This is a genomic window from Sphingobacterium sp. SGL-16, from assembly GCF_011043515.1.
Lineage (GTDB): Bacteria > Bacteroidota > Bacteroidia > Sphingobacteriales > Sphingobacteriaceae > Sphingobacterium > Sphingobacterium litopenaei.
The window spans coordinates 34671-51595 of record NZ_JAAKGQ010000027.1 but is presented as its reverse complement, the minus strand read 5'-3'; the positions used below and the strand labels follow the sequence as shown (position 1 = coordinate 51595).

Below are 16925 nucleotides of genomic sequence, written 5' to 3'. Positions count from 1 at the left end.
TGGCCCAATATAAAAGGGGACTTTTTCAGTGCCCTCGTTTAAAACCAACCCTTTCTTTTTTAGTAGGACTCTTCTAACTCCTCACCTATTCGCTCTACATCTATTTCTTTTTGAATCCTTTGCCAAGTCATATATGCATGTACCTTTTGTCCATTAGATATAATCGGTTCTACTGATTTCTGATATAAAATATCTGCTTCAAAATCCATTTTTCGAACTTGTTTTAATCCTTCCCAATTAGGATTTAAAGAAGTTTCGATATGATAAATTACATTACAAAGCACATTATCAACCGTATATTTTCCCGTAAAACCAATATATTCTTTAGCCCGCGAGGCTATCAATTCATCAGTCACGGAATATCTATCATCAGTATTATATTTAACAGGATTTTTGACCGAAATTTGAACCGACATATAACCATCTGGACTGAATATTAAAATACCTTTTGGATTCTTACCCAAAGGAAACAGATATTCCTCTCCCCCCACTGGAATTTCTATGTAAGATAGCAACTTCCAAGAACCAATAATTTCATTTTTCAATGACGCCATATCGTATGATTTTTATAGTAGAACGCATTTTTAGTAAAAATAGTTTGTCACATTTTTATTATAAATATACTCTTATATCAGGATGTGCTTTTGAACAAGAAAATGTAAGTTTGCATGAAATTTTATGACAATGAATCAACAACAATTATGTCCCTGTGGTAGCAATAAAATTTATGAAGAATGCTGTTCTCTCATACACCAAGACTATAAAAAAGCTGAATCCGCAGAGCAACTTATGTGCGCTCGTTACGCTGCTTTTGTCGTTCATGACATTGATTTTATTTATAATACCTTTGACCCTAGCACGCGTAGATTTCAAAACAAAAAAGACATTGAATCCTGGGCAAGAGAAAGTAAATGGCTGCAATTGGAAGTAATTAAAGCCACCACGAATACTGTAGACTTCAAAGCACATTATTTGGACAGCAACATGAATGTTCAAATACATCACGAAAAGTCAAATTTCAAACAGGTTCAAAACGTTTGGTTTTACGTGGATGGAAAGATTTTAAGCTAAAAACAGGTAATCAAAACTTAACATCTAAATAACGTCAAGCTAACAATCACTTTCTATATTTGATTAATAAAAATTTTGAATATGATTAAAGATTTAGAAATCACAAATTTGGAAATCGTCCCAATTCATACCGAAGAATGGCTTTATGATGGAGATGATTATGTGGTAATCGAAGATTAATTACCTAACAAAACCTCAAACTTCTAAGTTTGAGTTAGAAAGACAATTTAGTTATCAAATATTATATAAAAAAAGCTAATCGATTAATCGATTAGCTTTCATTTTATTCAGGTAAAACATTATATATTACAATACTAAGTTATTATTAGGCTTATCACTCAATTTCAAAGCAACATTGCCTCCATCAACAATTGCAGAAAAAGGGATTGCAATAGAGTTTTGTGAATTTCCATTTAAAGAGATAGACTCTAAATACATATTATTTGCAGCGTTGTTCTCAACGTTAATAACAAATTTATCACCTTTGTAATAGTTTTTGTTTAACTGAATTTCTATACGGTCAAATAGTGGACTTGCTAATTGGAGTGTAGGATTAATAGCCGACAAACCTCCCACATCGAACAATCCCATACTAGCCATTACATACCAAGCTCCTAATTGTCCTTGATCTTCATCTTGACCATATCCATATCCGTGTAAACCATCTACACCATAGAATTCATTACATATTGCACGAACCCATTTTTGTGTAAGGTAAGGTTTTCCAGAGTAATTAAATAACCATGAAATATGAAGATTTGGTTGATTTCCATGATTATACGCAGCATGAATACCAGCGAAAGCATCTACTGTGGTACCACCTCCAAATACATTTTTTTGAGAAACAATAAATATACTATCAAGACGCGTATTGAACACGTCATAACCTACTTTCTCAATCAATTTCTTTGGATCGTGAGGTACATAGAATGTATATTGAATCGCATTGCCTTCTTGGAAGCCAGTCCATGGAGCCATTGGATCAAAATCCTTTAAGAAAGACCCATCCAATAACTTAGGTCTTATAAGCTCAGTTTCAGCATCAAATAGGTTTTCCCAATTACATGCTAATTTAGACAGTTTAATATAATCATCTTCCTTATTTAAATGTTTAGCAAATTGCGCAACAGCGTAACTACTAAAAGAATATTCCATGGTATGAGAAGCTCCAAATACAGATCCTTCATCCTGCTTAGTAATAAAATAGTCATCGCTAGGAATATAAGGACAATACCCTCTCTTTACGAAAGCATCTACATCCAATTTACCAGCCCCAGTTGGTCTATTATGCCCTTGAACTTCGTTTTTAAATGATGCCTCATATCCTAAGTTATAATCAAAATCTCTAATACCTACATTGTAAGCTGATGCGATTGCCAAACTTGTGAAGTTTGTACCAACACCTGATACATATTTCCCATTAGCCACTCCGTCTCCTAGCCAACCAGTTTCTTGATACACTAAAAGTTGACTTTTTACCCAATCTGAATAATACTCTGGATATGCTAAAGCCCACAATTGTGTTAAATTCCAAAATCCCCCCCAAATAGCATCCGTGTTGTAATAATTATGCTCTGGCTTGTTATTTTTTAAATTAATATATGCTACTTCACCATCATTCCTTGGGTAAGCACCGTTTACATCATTAACTAGTCCTCTGCCTAATAGCGCATGGTATAATCCCGTATAGAACTTCACTCGATCATTATATTCTCCACCTTCAACTTTTAATCGGCCTAGCATTTCATTCCAACGATTTAACGATTTCTCCTTGGCATCTTCGAAATTTAAATCTTGTGCTTCATATTCATAGTTGTTTTTTGCATTCTCGATAGAGGTATATGATTGACCTATTTTGACAACGACTTCTTCATTTTCTTCTGTTTCGAAGTTGACTGCTAAACATGCACCAACACCTTGTATACTGCTTTCATTAGTAATCGCTTTATCTCTAAAGAACGTATTTACACTTATAGCTGGTTTATTAATTTTAGTATAAAAAAACATTTTTATAGTTGCCTCAGGCTGATATTTCTTAACATACTCGGGCTTAGTAACGACATAGCCTTCAATCGTCGTCTCATCAACTTGTTTTATATAAGCATCTACAACTTCACCGCTTTCTCCCAATTTATTCCCTATGTCAAATAATACATATGAACTATCTGATTTTGGAAAGATATATTTTTGAAACCCTACTCTATCCGTAGCCGTTAGTTCAACTGAGGTTTTATACTTCTCCAGCATTACCTTATAAAAACCAGAAGTCGCATATTCATTTTCCTTTTTAAATGGCGATCTATAGCCCTCATCAGGTTTGTCTAATGAACCTGGATTAGTTTTTAACTCACCTACTATTGGCATTAACATTACTCCTCCAATTTGGAATTCATGAAAACAAGCAAAACCTTCTATTGATTGGTGTCCATCTTCATATCCCACAGCTTCCCATCCATTTGCATTTCCATATGATCCATTTGTTGACGGCCCGAGTTTAGCCATTCCAAACGGTACAGCACCAGGGGTGTAGAAAAACCATCTGCTATGCACACTTCCTATATTTGGATTTACATATTCATTTAATTTGAAATTGTTTTCTTTTGAACTTGTACATGCTTGCGCTAGTAATAGGACGATTAATAAGGTTAAGAATACGTTTAATTTTTTCATTATTTGCTTTTCAAATTTAGATTTTCTAAAATACCAACTCTTGTATATAATTCTATCATGCATGATGCATCTAATAACCATTTTGGATTTTTATTTTCGTTTTTATTTCGTCCAGTCCAGTCTCGATATGGTAAGCCTTCTGCATCTCTTGCATGGTCCCATGCCCAGTCTAAACATTCCCTGATGGTATTAATATATTTCGGATCTTTATCGATTAGGTACAAATCTTCAAATCCTCTGTACAACACAACTGTAAACCATGGAATATCTTTTACCAGTGGAATACCATTATCTAATCGTTCGAAAAAGAAATTATAAGCCCCTTCTGCCATCTTTTGAGCATCCCTAAGATATTTTTCATTACTAGTAACTTTATATAAATGAACTGCAGATTGAATCATAGTTCCTGTATTATAGGTATACGGATGCTTTTGAACTTGACTTGTTATTTGATCTTTTGTCAATAAAGAATTCCATATTATATGTAAAGAATCGTCAAGCAAAGTGGACATCATCCAATTGTATGATTTCAATCCATAATTTAGATACCGTGTATCTTGCGTTGAATTATATAATTTCAATGCTAATACAGTGGCCTTACCATTGGTACATGCTGGCTTTTGGTCTCTTACTCCCTCAAGCCAAGTTGCGCCTCCACCTAAATCATCTGACCATCCACTTTCTATAAAAGCCATAACTTCTTTTGCTTTAGTCAAATATTTTTCATTATTGGTTAACATATATGCATCTACATAGTCAATACCAACAAGTCCATTATCATCATAGTACCGATCTACTTTCTCAAATTGTGATGGATAAGCTTGATACCCTTTAGGAAATCGTGTAGTGTCTAAATAAAGCTCAACAGCATAAACCATAGAATCCAAATAAGGTCGATATTTAGCACTATCTACTTCCAAAAGAATATTAACAGATGAGAACACTCCACTCATAGGCCATAAAAAGGACACCTCCTTAGCTTGTTTATCCTGTTGATGAAAATATGTCAAACTAGGTTTATGAGAATTTGGGTAATATTCAGCAAAAAGCCCATATTGTGGCACACGAAACTTCTCCCAAACGATATTAAAGAGCTCCTCTCCTCGCTTTATATTAGTATTATTATTGTTTTGTTTCTGGCCGTAAAGTCCAATTGAGATTATTACAAGCAGGAATAACAAAATATTTCTCATGTTCCTAATTAATTTTATCACCCCTATAATTAGCTAAAGCACCATATGCTTCTACTACTGCTCCTTGCATTAATAATGAATAATATCGTCCTCGATTTCCACCAGTCCAATCCTCATAGAAAAACCCAATTTCTGTTCTTGCCTTTTCATAACCATGATTAATAAAGTTATAATAGGTGTTTATAAAGGTTTTCGCTTTTTGATCATACGGACTTAAATCAATATACGCCAACAGCAATTTGGTATGGAACCATGGATCAGTATCTGTATAAGACAGTACACCATTTCTATTTTTCACAAAATAGTCATAAGCTCCTTGTGCAGTAATTTTAGCCTGATTTAGATACTCATTATCCCCTGTGATATCATGCAATCTTATACCATTCTGAATCATCACAGCAGCATTATAAGTCCATAAACGTGTATTGATTGTACCATTTGCATTTTTATCATTCCAATAACATTTCGAAGATGAGTCATATAAATTTTCGCGCAACCATGCGTATAATGATTTTGCGAAACCTAAGATTTTTTCTTTTTCAGAATCTGGACATACTTCATAATATTTAAGCAAGAATAAAGTCGCATAACCATTGGAACAGGTTGGTTTATTTGCATCAGTTTGAGCAGAATTGTATCTATAATCTTCATTCCACCACAAAGCTCCTCCCAATTTGGTATCGACTCCACTTTCAAGAAAGGGAATAATTCTAGCAGCTCGCTCTAAATATATTGGATCATTGGTCAATTCATACGCATCAAGAAGATTTATACCAACTATAGAATTGTCATCATAAAAGCGAGTGCCACCACCAAAATTACCATTAGTTGATGAACCGTATGCACCTATATTATTATTGTGTGCGGTTTGTGTATAGTATTTTTCGAACCCATTTACAACATGTTTATAATTAACATTATAACCAATTTTATGTAACTGAGCTGCACCGCTTACCACAGCGTCATACGGCCATAAGAATGAATATGTCGCATCTCCTTGCTGAGCTGGATAATTTTCTTTGAACAAATCTCCTGCTTTATAATATTGATTAATTAAACCAAAGATTTCCATTGCACGCTCGGCACTATTTATCGCTATAGGAGGAAGTACACTTCCCCCTCCAGGCTCTTCAAATCTTTCAGATCCATCATCGCAAGAATACAAAATGAATAGCGAAAATAGGATTGAAATTCTCTTAAATACTCCCATAAGAATTTATATTAAGGATTTGTAATGTTAGTAAATTCATGGACCATTAAATTTTCCTTATTTGTATTGATAGATATGGTCGCTCTCTTCATATTAAGACTACCACTCATTTTCCATAGATGATCCCATTGGCTCCAATTATACTCTCCAATTTCATAAAATGACAAGGCTTCTCCTCCAGTAGGACGTTCTGGACTTATTCCATCATTTCTACCCCAGCATTTGTCTACGCCATCAATTGATGCTATGAAATAATACCTTTCCTCTATCCAAGATAACCAACTTGGTGGATTAGTAGCTGGATTACTTGGGTCAATAAATTGGATTAACCTATTAGGTGCAGAAAATTTTCCTTCGCCAATATATTCCAGATTACCAATAACCTCATATGTTGCTCCCCAAATACATCTAACATTTGAAATAATTTCAGATTTTACAGATAATGTATTAAAATCTACTGTAATACGATATGGGTTAATATTTGGGGTCAAATTTAATGAACCTACACCTTCTTTTAATTTACCATCTTCTATCATGTAATCATACGATTCTACGTCAGATTGCCCTTTTAATGAAACCACACCATTACCCGAAATTTTTGTATATATGACATACACGCCATCTTTTGCTTTACGGAATAATGAACCAGTTGCTCCTTGACTTTCATTAGCTTCACCGTGCAAATAAAGAGATTGGGGCATATTATCAATACCTTCGCCTCTCACTATTTCAATATCTCTAAATACTTTAGAAGCTTTAACTACCCCCGCTTTGGAAGATGTTACAGTCCAACTAACAACCCCACTTTCTCCCGGAGCTATTCCTGCCTTTCGAGCGACAGCATTTAATATTGCATGCGTAATAGTCAGTTTTGGAAGTGCACCCAAATCACTCTGAATGACTTCCACTGGTTCATTCATATTACCACCTTTTTTATAGAATTCAACTTCGTAAAGCACATATGATCCGTCCTCAGCGCCGCCACCTTCCCATGTCAAATCAATATGCTCAGAAGACGTCACATCAATTACAACCTTATTTGGAGAATTTAATGTCAATGGCACATTAAATGCAGTGCCCAATTCATAGTTTTTCTCACAACCTGCTGTCATAAAAACTACTAGTATACATATAAATAAGTTTTTCATAATTTTAATCATGTTAGAATTACCATTGAGGATTTTGAGTTAAATTCTTATTTAAATCTCTTTCCGATTGTGGGATAGGCCATAGGTAATGTTTTGCTGCATCAAAAGTCCTCTCTTCAACACGTACGAAACCATTATCTGTACCTACAGCATCACCAGTAAATATACCATGAGCCCACCCATTCAATACTTGATCCGCAATTTTCCAACGTATAATATCTTTGTGGCGTAATCCCTCAAATGCTAACTCACTCCTTCTTTCCTGTCTAATAATTTTGCGCAAATCAGCTGAACTTGGAAACTCAAGTGCATTCGTATCTGTAAATCCAGCTCTTACACGTAAAGCTCTAATCGTTCTATTCCATTCAGTAGCATTCATTCCTCCTGATTCTATTAAAGCCTCCGCATGCATTAATAAAATATCCGCATAACGTATTAATATAATATTTAAGCCAGAATTAAGATTTGAACGATACTTATTATCCCAATATTTTTTAAAATAATAACCCGTAGCAGAGGCGTCCGAAGAATATCCAAATCCATCTGGCGCAGCCCCTTCCCTACCGTCTACAACATGTTGAGATCCGTCTTCAAGTGTATAAGAATTCCCAGTATACATAATGGTAGCCGCTAAACGAGGATCTCTATTTTCATATGGATTTGAAGGATTATAACTTGAATTTGGTGCATCCTCAATGTCATAACCGTCTAGTGTAATGTAATTATCAACCAATGATTGAAGAGGTGACAATTGCGAATATCCACCTAACGATGGCGGCAAAAAATGATACTGCACTTGATGCTCTCTATCTACTGATTTATATTGAACGTCAAGTATAACTTCACTATTATTTTCATGTTCGATAGTGAACATGTTTTCGTAATTCGTATGCAGTATAAAGCCCCCTTCATTGATGATTTTATTCGTAAGATCTAATACTTCATTATATCTACCATCACCTTCAAACATAAGTATGCGAGCTTTTAAACTCATTGCCGCCCAACGTGTGACTCTTCCTTTATTTTGTGCATCATAATTTGCTGGTAAATAATTATTGTTGATAATTTCGTTTAAATCCTCTATAACATTATTAACAACTGTCGCTTTCGGAGTTCGGCTTATATTTTTTGACTCCTCAATCGATATCAGATTCGTGAAGTATGGTATATCGCCAAATTTGCTATACAGCTCGAAATAGTGATACGCTCTAATAAATAGAGCTTCACCTCGATATCTGTTTCTTAACTCTTCCGTTAAATCAGGTACTAAATCAATATTATTTAACAACTGATTACACTGATGGATACCATTATATCTGCTAGACCAAACGGAATGCACGTAACCATCAGCTGTAGAATATGTACCGTTGCCTATATATTGATTATAACTATTTGTGACTTTAGTATACGCATTATCTGTCATAGCATCTGCATATAGTACTTCATATGCATTATTCAAACCTTGGTAACATTTGTTTACCATATAAAATGCTGATTCCGGATTATTCCAATACTCAACATCTGTAGTTCTATCATGTGGTGTAAGATCCAACTTGTTGCATGATGATATCATGGTAGCAGACACAATTGATAGTATAGCGTAAAATATCCTTTTTCTGTTCATGATGTAGAAAATTAAAAATTAACATTTAACCCCATAGAAAATGTGCGATTGACTGGGTAAATTCTTCCTGAACCATCGGATGCTTCAGGATCCCAACCACCTTTCATTTGAGTAATAGTGAATGCATTTTGGACACTCGAATAAATTCGCAGTGATTTTAAAGATATCTTATTCGACCAGATAGTAGGAAGTGTATAACCTAGTTGAATATTTTTCAATCTCAAATAAGCAGCATTATCAATCCAAAAACTAGATTTAGTTGCATTATTTGCAGATTCAGCTCCAATTGTCAACCTAGGATAGGTTGCATTCGGATTCAGAGGAGTCCAACGATCTAAATGGAAATCAAATACAGGACCTTCATTGTTATTGTGAAACGCTTCTACTGACTCACCACGCATCCAAACATTTCTTTGTCCTACTCCTTGCCAAAACATAGAAAAATCTAATCCCTTCCAATTTGCCGCATAGTTCAAGCCATATAATATTCTCGGAAATCTATTTCCTAAAATGAATCGATCATCATCTTCTTTAATAATACCATCCCCATTTTTATCAATGTAACGAATATCTCCTGGTTTAGGTGTAACACCACTTAAATGTGGACCATTCGCTACTTCTTCATCATTTTGAAAAAATCCATTTGCACGATATGCATAGTATGAATGAATTGGATACCCCTCACGAACAATGGTATTGACATCGAAACCACTAATCCATTCTGTTCCTTTTATATCAATAACCTCGTTTCTGCTATCCGAAATATTTGCTGATACCGTATGATTTACATTTCCTGTATTAAATAAATACCTTGCAGAAAACTCCCATCCTTTATTTTGTACCTTACCTGCATTTTGAATCGGTGCTCCTGCACCGTATAGACTCGGAACCGGTATTGCGATTAATATATCATATGTATCATTTACATAATATTCAGCAGTCAAATTAAGACTGTTGTTTAATAATCCTATATCCGCACCAATATTGAACATACTCGTTGTTTCCCATCTTAAATCTGGATTTACTGCATCAAAAGATGACACTGGGAACATAGTATCTCCGAAATTATAACCTTGTACTACATTTACTGTAGCTTGATACTGATAGTCCGCTATACGATTATTTCCAACCAAACCCCAAGATGACCTCAATTTAAGAGATGGAAGGATATTTTTCAATCCTTCAGCATAAAATTTTTCTTCGGATATTCGCCATCCTGCAGACATCGAAGGAAACCATGCAGATCGGTTCCCCTTTCTGAATTTAGATGATATGTCATCTCTGATATTAAATTCGAACATATATTTGTTCGCAAAATCGTAGTTAACACGCATCAAAAATGAATATATAGACCATTCCGATTGCCATTCTTGATTCCCTGTATTCGTTGTTTGTAATCCGCCCATGATATCAAAATCATCACTATCCTTTATTCTGAATGTTTCGAAGCGATTATCTGTTCCTCCCTCATAACTAAAACCACCTAAAGCACTTAGCGTATGATTTTCCCATGATTTGGCATAATTCAATAATAAATTTGAAGTGATATTTTGGATCTTTTGAAAACTATTTGTACTTCTATTTTCTGAATCTCCAGAACCCGGTATTGCGGATCTATTTTCTTTCAGTCTATTATAATACAATTGGCTTCCCAACATTCCTTTCAACGTTAAGCCATCTAGGATTTTAAACTCAGCATTTACAATTCCAGACAAATCATCATTTGCAGTGGAACGCAATCCTCCCTTTTCTAACCTAGCTAAAGAATTAGAATTACTCCCGCTAGGGTAATTATAGCTACCATCTGGATTGACAATTGGGTAGATAGATGGCATGCGTGTAGCTTGCTCAATAATCCACTCTGTCCAATACGCATGATCCTTTATGGTATTACGTGCATAAGAAGCTAATAGGTTAATCTTGAATCTATCGCTTACTTCCGTTTCTACATTGGATCTGAAATTAGCACGATCCAATCCATAATCTGGACCTTGCATCATACTTTCTTGTTGTGTATAAGCTCCAGAAATTAAGTATGTCGTTTTGTTATTTCCTCCTAAAATAGATAGATCATGTGCTGATTGTGGTGATTTTTCTTTATAGATTTCTTTCATCCAATTTGTATTCGGATAATTTTGTTTAAAATCCATTATCTGGCCAGCACTAAATTGAACTGGACGTCCAGAATTAAATAATGCTTCATTTCTCATTTCAGCATACACCCAAGGTTCTACTATATTGGGTAAAAAAGTAGGAGTTTGACTGGCTAGGTTAAAATTATAGCGAATGGTAGAAGAATCTTTATTTCCTCGCTTCGTCGTAATCAAAATTACCCCGTTAGCTGCTCTGGATCCATAAATCGCAGCTGATGACGCATCCTTTAGTATAGAGATATTTTCGATATCAGACATATTTACATTCTGAACATCTCCTATTATACCATCAATAATTACCATTGGATCATTATTATTTAAGGTATTGATCCCCCTAACATTGATTGCAGGACGACTACCAGGCTGGGAGGTGCTTTGTTGAATAGTTAACCCTGGGGTAGTACCTTGCAATGCTTCAACCACATTGATAACTGGCTTATTCTCTAATTCCTTTACATTTACCGAAGATATTGCACCAGTGACATTTGATTTTTTCTGTGTTCCATATCCAACCACTACCACCTCATCTAATGTATTTTCGTTAGATTCTAATACTATTTGTAAAAATTTTTCTCCTTTGACATTAATAACTTTTGTGTCATAGCTAACGTGTGTGATAGTAATGCTGGAATTGCTACTTGGAAGTTCAATTCTAAAATTGCCTTTTATATCCGACACCGTGGTGATTCCATTTGATGTTTTTAATGTGGCACCACTTATCGGATCATTTACACTATTCACAATTACACCTTGCAATAAATGAGAATCCGTCTGAGCCGATAAATTCAAATTTAATAGCAGAAATGTGATACAAAATGCAATATAATATTTTACATTTTTCTGGAAGGTACAGAGATTGGGATTTCTGTACCAGTTTCGTTTAATTGGTAACAAATCTTTCATTCGATCATAATTTTATTGTTTACAATTCAATAGGCTACTGCTTCAACATATGCAGTGCATACGCATAAGCACCAAGTGATATAGATGCACTTGTACCTAATTTGGTTTTCATAATAAATGTTGTTTTTATAGGGTTGTAAGGTATCTCTTTATTCGAATGTGGTATTATAATTTTCTTTTGATTCTTTAAAAGAAAATCAAAATCACTGGTATTTTCATAATCTAAAACCTCCATTTGCAATCGAGGTGCACTCTTATTATCGTTTAGTTCTAAAGAGGAATCCAGTTCGCGCAATAATGATTGAAAAATATATTTATAGGCTTTCATAAGTCCTCCACCTAAAACGATGATACCATCAATACAGGTTATTAAATGTGCAATCGCATCCCCAGCAGCTTCCCCCAGTTTACTAAAACTCATTTTTGCAGCCTCCATATCTCCATCTAACTCGCCTTCAGCAATCAAATAAATATCTTTGGGTGTTAAATTAAAATTTTTAACAGTAGACATTTTATTGTACTCGGATATTACAGCTCGGGCACTCACACTCTCTTCTACAATTTTATTTGGAAATAATTTATTTCGAAACACCCAGACATCTCCCCCGCAGTCATTATCTCCTGTTAACAATTTTCCATCGATTACTACCCCCGATCCAAAACCTGTACCGAATGTCAAACCTATTACATTCTTATACTGCTTATTGACCTTAGCATCTCTAAGCCTCTTGTTTATAATCGGTAATGCACCACATAAGGCCTCACCATAAGCAAATAAATTTCCATCATTATTAATGTAAACTGGCACACCAAATATTGATTCTAGATATGGTCCCAATGGAATTCCTCCTTTGAATGCCTTCATATTAGGCAGGTCTCCAATTATGCCATTAGTATAATCTGCTGGACCTGGGAATGCAAAACTTATAGCTACTGGAGAATTCGGTAACATCCCCTCAATAGTTTTAAATCCCTCAACTATCTGCGCTAAACATTTCTCTAGATTTTCTGAAAATGAAGGTACCGTCACCACAGGTGTTATAACTTCATAATTTTGAATCGCAGAAAAAACAAAATTGGTTCCTCCCGCATCCAAAGTCATTACTATTCTGTCCTCTAATGGCTTCATACGTCTGTCTTTTTATATAAAAAAATTGATAAGGACAATAAGTAACATGCACATAGAAACATCAATATGAATGCTGCCCACAATCCAAATTGGGTAGATAAATATCCAGCAATTGGAGTGATAATTGCACCACCAGCCACTCCCATAATCATTAGTGATGATAGCTCATTAGCTCTGAGTTTATTATAATTAAGCACATTCGAAAAAATGATGGAAAACACATTTGCGCAACTAAACCCAATAAGTGCAGTACCAAAATAAAGTAACATTGCAGAGGATGTACCGATCAATAAAAAGAATCCAAGGAATGCTGAAAGCATACTCCATTTTAAGAAAGTTGTACTATGTATTTTTAATAAGACGAATGCTCCCACAAATGCTCCTAAGGTCTTGGCTGCAAAATAAATACTTATACCATACGCACCTTGTTGCACAGGTAAATCTAATTTTTCGCTGAGAAGAAGTGCAATATTGGTATTCATACATACATCAATACCAACAATAACTAGAATTCCAAAAAATGATAATGCAACAAATGAAGATTTTAGGAGAACAAAAGTATTTGAAAATGTAACCCGTTGATTAGTTGACAATTCTTTTTGTTCAATTATCGATGTATTATAAAGCAAAATCGAACAAGCAATAGAAAAAATTGAATATACAAACAGAACAAAAGTCCAATCACCATATTGAGAAGAGAAAAAACTAGCCAAAATAGGACCTGTAAAAGATGCAATAGCCTTCACAAATTGTCCAAAAGTCAATGTACTTGCCAAATTCTGCTCGGCAACCACATTACTTACTAAAGGATTTAAAGAAACTTGAAGAAATGTATTAGCTATCCCTACTAAAGCAAAAGAAATTAATAAAAAAGTAAAATCATACCATATATATGGTATGATTAGGGCTATAGATGTAATAATTATAGAAATTAAAACTGTATTTTTTCTTCCAATGCTATCCATAACAACGGCAGAAGGAATTGAAAAAATTGCAAACCATAAAAATACCATCATCGGTATAAGGCTTGCTGTTAAGTTGTTAAGATTAAAATCTTTCTTAATAAAATTTGTCGCGACACCAACTAAATCTACAATACCCATTGTAAAAAAGCAGAGCATCAAAACTACTAACGAAGATTTTATGGATTTTGAACTATTCATAAGCAGCAAGATTAGACACGTACAAAAGCTTTTACTGTAATACACTCTGTTCCATTTGCTACACCATATGGTCGAATGGTATATGCACCGATTGAAGCTGGAATGATAAATGTTTCACCGTAATGCACAATGTATGGTGCGAATGAATTAGTTGGACTCTCTACAATAATTTCCTCCCCTTCCACTAAATTCAAGACATTGACACTAGTACCTGTATGATGAGACACTACAGATGTGAACTTATGACGGCGCACCTCTATAAACTCACTAGGATGAAGACCAGTCTTTTCTTCTATCCATCCTTCTCCTTGCGCTATTTTTTCAATTTTGTTGATTAAATTGTTTATTGTATACTCTTCCGTACAATTTAGATTAATTACTTTTTTACCTCTATCAATGTTAATAGGTCTTGGCTTACCATCTAGCCCCAATCTCCCCCAGTCCCACAACTTAAAAGTGAATAAATTAGGTGTAGAGCTTATTTCTAACACGACTGAATCAGTTCCAGAACAATGTATAGTACCACTTGGAATTAAAAAGTGATCGTGTTTTTTGATTTTGAAAGTATTAACAAACTTTTCGGCATTAAAGACCGTATTTCCGGATTGAGCTGATTCCAATTCAGCAAACATTTCTTTGCCATCATTGACTGAATCCTTCAATCCTAAATACACTTCTGAACCAGGCTTAGCGTCAACTATATAATAACTTTCGTCTTGCGTATAATGTAAGCCAAAATGATCTTTCGAAAAATGTATTGTTGGATGCACTTGTAGACTTAGATTACCTCCACCAACAGTGTCTAAAAAATCAAATCGTATTGGAAAATCTTTCCCAAATCGAGCCTCTACAAGCTCACCCAGAAGCTCTTTACTTTTTAATAAAACAAGGTTTACAGCAGGAAATTCATATTTTACGCCATTAAAATCAAATAAAATACTATTTTCTTCAGGCACACAGTCAAACCCCCATCCATAATTTTCCTTATCTTCAGGTAATCCAAACTTTTCTTTCATCCATTGCCCTCCCCAAGGTGCAGCATCAAAAAATGGCACTACCCTAAATGGTCCTTCTATAATTTTCTCGATACCTGTTATAAAACTATTATGACTAATTGTTACTGGATATAAAGGATTGTGCGTATCCACCCAATAGCTCACACTTGAGAACAACTCTTCTTTTAATCTATCTGCAATTTTCCAATCATTAAAATATCCACGTTTATATTGAAAAGAAAAAGGTTCATCTCTAGATAAAACACCGATACCATCTGTCTCATTTCTTCTAAATCGCTGAATAATCTCCCAACGACTTAGATCAAAATACACTAGAGGTGTTCCTTTGTCCGCTACAACACTAGCTCCTGTCCCTACGATTAATTTTCTACCTTCTTTATTAATAGATTTAAATTGATTTAATTTACGCCCATCAATATAATCGTTTATAGTCAACGGACTTATATACCCGAACAAAACATCATCGGTCAAAAAAACTTCAGTCATAGCTTTAATCTCACTTTCATATTTGTATAGTGAACGTACATCAACTACATCTCCAAGATTAATTGATTTTAAAAAATCAATTACTGCAGACTCATTTACACCAGGATACAATTCAATAGCAACACTTCCGTTTGTTTGAATAAGTTCCTCTAATAATAAATGCAATGAATTCCAGCCAACATAAGCTTCAGCATCAACAATTGTACTTGGAAATCGATTATAATTCGGGATTCTCATAGATATATAATGTAAAAATTAATTGGTTACAGTATGTATGAACATATAAACTTTGTTCAAATATAAATATATAATTAAGTAATGCAAACAATTTTTCATATTTTTGAACATTCAATCATCCAATACGTATGAACTTAAAGATAGATCACAACAATCCCGTTCCATTACATTCTCAAGCGGAGAACATTTTAAGACAATTAATTAAAAAAGAGGAGTATAAAAACGGCGAACTACTTCCTAACGAAGTAGAACTATCCAAAAAACTAGGGATATCAAGAAACACACTTAGACAAGCTATTAATAAATTGGTATTCGAAGGATTGTTGGTACGTAAGAAAGGAGTTGGAACAAAGGTAGCAAATAAAAGTGTTTTAGGTGGGATAAAAAACTGGCTTAGTTTTTCACAAGAAATGAAAATGCTAGGGCTAGAGATTAAAAATTACGAACTACACGTTACTTTAAAAAAAACAAAACCTGAAATTTCTAATTTTTTTCAAATAAATGAAAACACTTCATGCTTAACACTTGAAAGAGTTCGAGGTCATGCGGACTTTCCCTTTGTGTATTTTATATCCTATTTCAACCCGATTATCCCAATGGAGTGTCAGCAAAATTTTAATCGTCCATTATATGAAATATTAGAAAAAGATTTTAATATTGTCGCTAAAACATCTAAAGAAGAAATATCTGCTTCGCTTGCTGGAGACTTTATCGCTGAAAAATTAGAAATAAAGGCAAATGATCCCATATTAATACGAAAAAGATTTGTATACGATATTAATAACCAACCCATTGAATACAATATTGGTTATTATCGAGCAGATAGCTTCACCTATACAATTGAAGCTGTCCGATAATCTTAACGAAGAAAACTCATCACAAAAAAAGCTAATCGATTACTCGATTAGCTTTCATTTTAATA

The 16925-nt window shown here is 34.2% G+C and carries 12 protein-coding genes; 2 read left to right on the top strand and 10 right to left on the bottom strand.

The window, feature by feature from the left end:
* Positions 1-59 precede the first annotated feature (59 nt).
* Positions 60-554 (bottom strand): lipocalin-like domain-containing protein, encoded by a 495-nt coding sequence (locus G5B32_RS10395; protein ID WP_165291474.1) that lies wholly within the window; start codon positions 552-554, stop codon positions 60-62.
* A gap of 130 nt (positions 555-684) precedes the next feature.
* On the opposite strand from G5B32_RS10395, the gene G5B32_RS10390 reads away from it, so the two are divergent.
* Positions 685-1071 (top strand): YchJ family protein, encoded by a 387-nt coding sequence (locus G5B32_RS10390; RefSeq protein ID WP_165291473.1) that lies wholly within the window; start codon positions 685-687, stop codon positions 1069-1071.
* 306 nt (positions 1072-1377) lie between these two features.
* On the opposite strand, the gene G5B32_RS10385 is transcribed toward G5B32_RS10390, so the two are convergent.
* Genes G5B32_RS10385 through G5B32_RS10345 form a run of 9 tightly spaced genes read right to left on the bottom strand, consistent with a single transcriptional unit; the run spans position 1378 to position 16003 of the window.
* Positions 1378-3741, bottom strand: a complete 2364-nt coding sequence (locus tag G5B32_RS10385; protein ID WP_165291472.1) for a GH92 family glycosyl hydrolase — start codon at positions 3739-3741, stop codon at positions 1378-1380.
* The gene (locus G5B32_RS10380) at positions 3741-4934 is read right to left on the bottom strand and encodes a glycoside hydrolase family 76 protein (RefSeq protein ID WP_165291471.1); all 1194 of its coding nucleotides are present in this window, start codon (positions 4932-4934) and stop codon (positions 3741-3743) included. Before G5B32_RS10380 ends, G5B32_RS10385 begins: the two co-directional genes overlap by 1 nt.
* 4 nt (positions 4935-4938) lie before the next feature.
* Entirely contained in the window at positions 4939-6144 is a 1206-nt protein-coding gene (locus G5B32_RS10375) for a glycoside hydrolase family 76 protein (RefSeq protein WP_165291470.1), read from the bottom strand.
* A gap of 11 nt (positions 6145-6155) precedes the next feature.
* Positions 6156-7292 (bottom strand): SusE domain-containing protein, encoded by a 1137-nt coding sequence (locus G5B32_RS10370; protein WP_206366875.1) that lies wholly within the window; start codon positions 7290-7292, stop codon positions 6156-6158.
* A gap of 19 nt (positions 7293-7311) precedes the next feature.
* On the bottom strand, positions 7312-8916 hold the full coding sequence (locus tag G5B32_RS10365; protein ID WP_206366874.1) for a RagB/SusD family nutrient uptake outer membrane protein: 1605 nt from the start codon (positions 8914-8916) through the stop codon (positions 7312-7314).
* 11 nt (positions 8917-8927) lie between these two features.
* A complete protein-coding gene (locus tag G5B32_RS10360; RefSeq protein ID WP_165291468.1) occupies positions 8928-11972 on the bottom strand; it encodes a SusC/RagA family TonB-linked outer membrane protein in 3045 nt (1014 codons plus the stop codon).
* A gap of 34 nt (positions 11973-12006) precedes the next feature.
* Positions 12007-13101, bottom strand: a complete 1095-nt coding sequence (locus G5B32_RS10355; protein WP_165291467.1) for an ROK family protein — start codon at positions 13099-13101, stop codon at positions 12007-12009.
* Positions 13098-14222: an MFS transporter gene (locus G5B32_RS10350; protein WP_262886435.1), complete on the bottom strand. Its 1125-nt coding sequence runs from the start codon at positions 14220-14222 to the stop codon at positions 13098-13100. Before G5B32_RS10350 ends, G5B32_RS10355 begins: the two co-directional genes overlap by 4 nt.
* A 53-nt stretch (positions 14223-14275) precedes the next feature.
* Positions 14276-16003: a class I mannose-6-phosphate isomerase gene (locus G5B32_RS10345; RefSeq protein WP_165291466.1), complete on the bottom strand. Its 1728-nt coding sequence runs from the start codon at positions 16001-16003 to the stop codon at positions 14276-14278.
* A 128-nt stretch (positions 16004-16131) separates the two neighbouring features.
* Here G5B32_RS10345 and G5B32_RS10340 point away from each other — a divergent pair, with 128 nt between their 5' ends.
* The gene (locus G5B32_RS10340; RefSeq protein WP_165291465.1) at positions 16132-16860 is read left to right on the top strand and encodes a GntR family transcriptional regulator; all 729 of its coding nucleotides are present in this window, start codon (positions 16132-16134) and stop codon (positions 16858-16860) included.
* Positions 16861-16925: the final 65 nt, after the last annotated feature.